The 456-nt window shown below is 68.2% G+C and carries 1 protein-coding gene; it reads right to left on the reverse strand.

The genetic code is table 11. The features are described from left to right. Positions 1–36: 36 nt before the first annotated feature. Positions 37–456: solute carrier family 23 protein (locus tag BN1134_RS04555; RefSeq protein WP_332309654.1), on the reverse strand; the 420-nt coding region annotated here is incomplete at its 5' end.

Here is a 456-nt window from a genome sequence, read left to right on the forward strand (position 1 = left end):
CCATCGCCACGGCGCCCCATGCTGGGGTCACGGGGGTCAGCGCGCCGTGGCGATGGCGCGGCGTGGCAGCAGCAGGTTGAGCAACATGGCGGTGATACCGCCGGTAGCGACGCCGAACGAGAGCACGCTTTTGAGCAGATCCGGCAGGTGTTGCAGCACTTCGGGCACCTGGGCGACCCCCAGTCCCATGGCCAGCGACACCGCCAGGATCATCAGGGCGCGGCGATCGAGGGTCTCGCGGGAGATGATACGCACCCCGGCGGCGGCGATGGTGCCGAACATGACGATGGTGGCGCCCCCCAGCACCGGCTCGGGGATCTGCTGGATCAGGGTGGCCACGCCCGGCAGCAGGCCGAGCAGCACCAGCATGGCGGCGATGAAGAAGCCGACATAGCGGCTGGCGACGCCGGTCAGCTGGATCACCCCGTTATTCTGGGCAAACACCGACATGGGAAA

It is taken from the genome of Aeromonas simiae, assembly GCF_000820125.1.
Taxonomy (GTDB): Bacteria; Pseudomonadota; Gammaproteobacteria; order Enterobacterales; family Aeromonadaceae; genus Aeromonas; species Aeromonas simiae.